Source organism: Zavarzinia sp. (assembly GCF_049306435.1).
GTDB lineage: Bacteria > Pseudomonadota > Alphaproteobacteria > Zavarziniales > Zavarziniaceae > Zavarzinia.
Window position 1 is genome coordinate 1 of the sequence record NZ_JBAQRT010000045.1, and the last position, 4,659, is coordinate 4,659.

The 4,659-nt window shown below is 67.8% G+C and carries 8 protein-coding genes; 1 reads left to right on the forward strand and 7 read right to left on the reverse strand.

Annotated elements, in window-relative coordinates; translation table 11 throughout:
* On the forward strand, positions 1-330 hold a 330-nt coding region (locus WAZ62_RS02215; RefSeq protein ID WP_422641901.1), incomplete at its 5' end, for a cold-shock protein.
* A 171-nt stretch (positions 331-501) separates the two neighbouring features.
* Here the strand turns inward: WAZ62_RS02215 and WAZ62_RS02220 are convergent.
* The 7 genes from WAZ62_RS02220 to WAZ62_RS02250 all read right to left on the reverse strand — a co-directional run.
* The gene (locus WAZ62_RS02220) at positions 502-1,017 is read right to left on the reverse strand and encodes a CarD family transcriptional regulator (protein WP_422641902.1); all 516 of its coding nucleotides are present in this window, start codon (positions 1,015-1,017) and stop codon (positions 502-504) included.
* Positions 1,018-1,450: 433 nt separating this feature from the next.
* Entirely contained in the window at positions 1,451-1,789 is a 339-nt protein-coding gene (gene fdxA / locus WAZ62_RS02225; RefSeq protein ID WP_422641903.1) for a ferredoxin FdxA, read from the reverse strand.
* Positions 1,790-1,795: 6 nt separating this feature from the next.
* The gene (locus WAZ62_RS02230) at positions 1,796-2,269 is read right to left on the reverse strand and encodes a TerB family tellurite resistance protein (RefSeq protein ID WP_422641904.1); all 474 of its coding nucleotides are present in this window, start codon (positions 2,267-2,269) and stop codon (positions 1,796-1,798) included.
* 67 nt (positions 2,270-2,336) lie between these two features.
* On the reverse strand, positions 2,337-2,807 hold the full coding sequence (locus WAZ62_RS02235; protein ID WP_422641905.1) for a DUF2269 family protein: 471 nt from the start codon (positions 2,805-2,807) through the stop codon (positions 2,337-2,339).
* A complete protein-coding gene (locus WAZ62_RS02240; RefSeq protein WP_422641906.1) occupies positions 2,804-4,090 on the reverse strand; it encodes an SDR family oxidoreductase in 1,287 nt (428 codons plus the stop codon). Before WAZ62_RS02240 ends, WAZ62_RS02235 begins: the two co-directional genes overlap by 4 nt.
* Before the next feature lie 73 nt (positions 4,091-4,163).
* Positions 4,164-4,445 carry an RNA-binding S4 domain-containing protein gene (locus tag WAZ62_RS02245; RefSeq protein WP_422641907.1) on the reverse strand — a complete coding sequence of 94 codons (282 nt, stop codon included), beginning with the start codon at positions 4,443-4,445 and terminating at the stop codon, positions 4,164-4,166.
* On the reverse strand, positions 4,442-4,659 hold a 218-nt coding region (locus tag WAZ62_RS02250; protein WP_422641908.1), incomplete at its 5' end, for a hypothetical protein. The genes WAZ62_RS02250 and WAZ62_RS02245, both read right to left, overlap by 4 nt.

Genomic DNA, 4,659 nt, shown 5'->3' on the forward strand with positions numbered 1-4,659 from the left:
GGCTTTGGTGGCGGCGGTGACCGTGGCGGCTTCAGCGGCGGCGGTGATCGTGGTGGCTTCTGCGGCGGCGGCGATCGTGGCGGCTTCAACCAGGCCCCGATCGCGGCGCCGGCTTCCGACGCCGACACCATCAGCGGCACCGTGAAGTGGTTCAAGCCGGAATCCGGCTTTGGCTTCATCGTGGCCGATGACGGCGGCAAGGACGTCTTCATCCACAAGAGCGTGCTGCGCCGCTGCGGCCTCGTCGAGCTGCAGGCTCAGCAGCGCGTGAAGTTCACGGTGCAGACCGCCCAGAAGGGCCGGGAAGCCACCTGGATCGCCACGATCTGATTTCCCGCCGGCCGCAAGGCCGGACGAATGCGAAAGGCCGGCCGGTTCATCCCGCCGGCCTTTTTTGTCGTCTGGGGTGGCGGCCGGTGGGGTGGCGGCCGGCGGGCGCCGGACATGAAAACGGCGGCGGCATCGCTGCCACCGCCGTATCGAAGGGTCGGCGCGCGCCGGTCAGGCGGCGCGCAGGACCTGTTCCAGACGCTCCACCGCGGCGGTTTCGTCGATCTTCTCGACCGCGGCGACTTCGCGGGCCAGGCGGTCGAGGGCGGCCTCGTAGATCTGGCGTTCGCTGTAGGACTGTTCCGGCTGACCGGCATTGCGGTGCAGGTCGCGCACCACCTCGGCGATCGAGACCGGATCGCCCGAATTGATCTTGGCTTCATATTCCTGGGCGCGGCGCGACCACATGGTGCGCTTCACCCGGGCACGGCCCTTCAGCACGGTCAGGGCTTCCTTCATCGTGTCCGGGCTGGACAGTTTGCGCATCCCGACCGACGGCGCCTTGCCGAAGGGCACGCGCAGGGTCATCTTGTCCTTGTCGAAAACGATGACGAAAAGCTCCAGCGTGATGCCGGAAATGATCTGGCTTTCGAGGTCAACGATCTTGCCGACGCCATGCGCCGGATAGACGATGTGATCGCCCACGGCATAATCGACCTGCGTCTTCTTCTTCGTCACGACAGCCATGTTCTCGTCCTATCTTTGACGGCTAGACAGTTTGTCTTCGTCCGGTCGGGGCCGACGGGCCCCGGACCGCTAGCGAACTCACTCAATATCAAAGCCTGCTGGGGCCTGTCCGGCGGGCCAGCGCATCCTCCAGGGCACAAAAGAAACCGTCCGACCACACAAGGGGTCGCGCGGTTATTTTTGGGTCTGGATGAGCGGCACTCCCGCAGGGGACAGCCGACCGGACGCAGTTTATAGCATGTTGCGAAGCGAAAATGAAGGGACTGTCACATTGCCCCTTGACACCGCAGCCCAAAAATTTCAGCAGCGGCCCGGCGCGCGGCCCTTAAGTGCTTGATCGAAAAGTCCGAATCTCAATGACAATGATATTTTGTCACACGGCCATGCAGCGGCACCATGGCCTTCCGGCCGGTGCCGCTGTGAACCCTCAGGCTCAATCCTGCTTGGCGGGCTTGGGCGAGAAGAATTTGCCCAGCTTGTCGGCGACACCCTTCATCGCATCGGCTTCGGGCAGGGCGTCGATCTTGCGGGTGATGTTGGGCCACTGGCTGGCGTAGTCGCGGTTCAACTCGGCCCATTTCTCGATGCCGTCCTCGGTATCGGGGAAAATGGCCTCGGCCGGGCATTCGGGTTCGCAGACGCCGCAGTCGATGCATTCGTCCGGGTTGATGACGAGCATGTTCTCGCCTTCATAGAAGCAATCGACCGGACAGACTTCCACGCAGTCCGTATACTTGCACTTGATGCACTGTTCGCCGACCACATAGGTCATCTTCCGTCACTCCGTCCTGCCGCCCGGCCCGCTGTCGAGGCCGAGCCTGCGCCTTACCCTTTTTCGTGCCGCGCCGCTGTCCGCGTCTTCGACATAGATCAATCCGGCGATGCGGCGCATCAAATTCGCTTCGAGGTCGTGTTCCCGGCCATCGGCATAGATCACTTCCCACAGCCATTCGACCATCCGCAGTCGCTCCGCCTCGTTCATCCGGTCCTTGACGGTGCGGGTATAGCGCAGCAATTGCGCCGACTCCGCCTGACGCTGGCCAGCCACCTCGATCAGGCGGCGGGCGGCGTCGACATCGAGGCCGAAATGACGGACGAGAATGGCCTGCACCCTGTCCCGTTCCGCCTGATCGATATGGTCGTCCATCGACGCTGCTTCGAGAAGCAGCACCGCCGCAGCGAAGGCGAGGTCGGAAGCGGGCGCCACTGGCGCCTCGTCCCCCCGCAGGAAGGAGAGCAGACGATCAAGCACGGCGATTGCCTATCACGCGGAAAGACCGACAACAACCCTGTGCGGATTGCGGATTTGCCGCAGGGGGTCAGCCGGGGCGGATCACCATCAGCGCGAAGATGCCGACGACGGCGCCGAAGCCCGGCCAGCCCAGCAGGAACCAGAGCCGGAACAGCCGGCGCCAGGCCTGGGACAGGGGCAGGCCTGCGGCGGCGGCCGTTTCGGCGAGGTCGCGCAGCCGGCGCTGGATGACGACGACGGGTAGCCAGGCGGCGCCCGCCACGGCATAAAGCGCGAGGCTGGCCAGCAGCCAGGGCTCGCCCAGACTGTAGCCGGCCAGATGAACGAGGGCGAGGCCGCTGACCGGCTGGACGACGACAGCGGGGGTGGTGAACCACCAGTCCGCCCAGACGACCTGCGCCGCCACCCGGGCGACGACCTCGGGCCGGCCGTCGCGCGCCGCCATCAGCATCTGGAAGGCCGTGCCGATGCCGGTTCCGAACAGGACGGTGGATGACAGGATGTGGAGCAGCTTGACCAGCGTATAGGCGTCGGTCATCGCGTGGGCTCCAGCCGGGCGAGGGTGAGGGCGGCGGCCACCACCACGACATTCTTCAGCAGGGGGCCGAAGGGATCGAGCCAGAGGCCGGGCAGGGCGATGCCGAGGGCGATCGTGTAGCCCGCGACGATCCCGACCTGGACGAGGGCGAGGGGACCCGGCCGCCAGCGGCAGAGAACGCCAAGGCCGATCGCGAGATCGAGGAGGGAAAAGCCATAGCCGGCGGCCAGTCCGGTCAGGCGGCCAAGGCCCATCATGTCGGCGAAGGCACTGACCGTCACCGGCGACTGCAGCAGGCCGACAAGGCCGGAGCCGAGCCAGACCAGGGCGAGGGCGAGGCGCAGCAGGGGGCGCAGGAAATAGCTGCGCGCCTGCCAGCGTGCCTCGGGCGGCACCGGTGTTTCCGCCAGCGAAGCCCGGAAGCCGCGGGGCATTCGTCCCAGCGCGGCGGCATAGGGCGCGGGATCACCGTCATTGCCGGCCAGCAACTGGTCGAGGGCGGTCGAGCTGAGCGGCCCGCCGAACAGATCGCCCACCCGGCAGGCGAGGCGAACCAGCGGCAGGGGCAAGGGCAGCACGGGCGCGGGCGGCGCCCCCAGCCAGCAGCGCAGGGCGGCGAGGATATCGCGGAGGCTCACCCGCTCCGGCCCCATCGGCTCCAGCACTTGCCGGCTGACCGCCGCCGGGCCGAGCAGGCGCGCGATATCCTCGGCCAGGTCTTCGGCATGGATCGGGTTGAAGGCGGCGCGGCCATCGCCGGGCACGGGCATGAAGCCGGGCAGCAGGGCCATCGCCCGCATCAATGCCGTGCCGCCATAGGCGCCGGCGCCATGGACGAGGGAAGGCTTCAGAATAACCCAGTCGAGCGAGGATGCCGCGAGCGCATCGTCCCCCGCGCATTTGCTGCGGGCATAGGCGGTGGCCGTGCCGGGCCGGGCGCTGATCGCCGAAACATGAATGACGCGGCGAACCCCCGCCGCCGCGCAGGCGGCGAAAAGCGCGGCCGGGCCGCGATGGTGGATGGCGTCGATATCCTGTCCCGGCCGCTGTTGCAGGATCCCCGCGCAATTGACCACGGCCTCGATCCCGGCCAGACGGGGGAGCCAGTCCTCGGGCCGCGTGTCGCGGGAAAGGTCGGCCTGAAGCGCGGTCAATCGCGGGTCGAGGGCGGGGCCTTGCGGCGGATGGCGCAGGGCCAGGGAGACATGGTGGCCATGGCGCAGCAGGCAGGCCACGACATGGCCGCCGATGAAACCATTGCCGCCCAGCACCATCACCCGCATGACCCGCTCCCTCCCGCCTATCGCCGATGGTGGCCCTTGGCCGGGGGCGCGGACAGGGGACGGATTGCCGCCCTCAACCCTCGGGCGTGATGTCTTCGTAAAGCGCCTGGGCTTCCGGGGCCGGGCCACGCCTTGTGCCGAGGCCCAGCACGCGGACCACGCGGGGGTTCGGGCCGAAACTGAAGGTCAGCACGTCGCCGACCCTTATATTCTGGTGCGCCTTCAGGGCGGGCTGGCCGTTCAGCCTCACCCGGCCCTTTTCGGCGTATCCGGCGGCGAGGCCGCGCGTCTTGGCGAAACGCGCGTGCCACAGCCATTTGTCGAGGCGCAGGGCGGACCCCGCAGCTTCCGTCATCCGCGCGAGAGTTTGTCACGCAGGGCGAGCAGCTTGGCGAAGGGCGAATCGGGATCGACCTTGGGCGGCGGCGGTTCGGACCGGCGCGGCCGGTTCTGGTTGTTGTTATTCTGATGGCTGTTCGGACCCTTGGGGCCGGGACCCTTGCCCTGGGCCTGCTGGTCGCGCGGTGGGCGCGGCCCTTCGGGCCGGGGCGGACGCTGGCCCTCGGGAC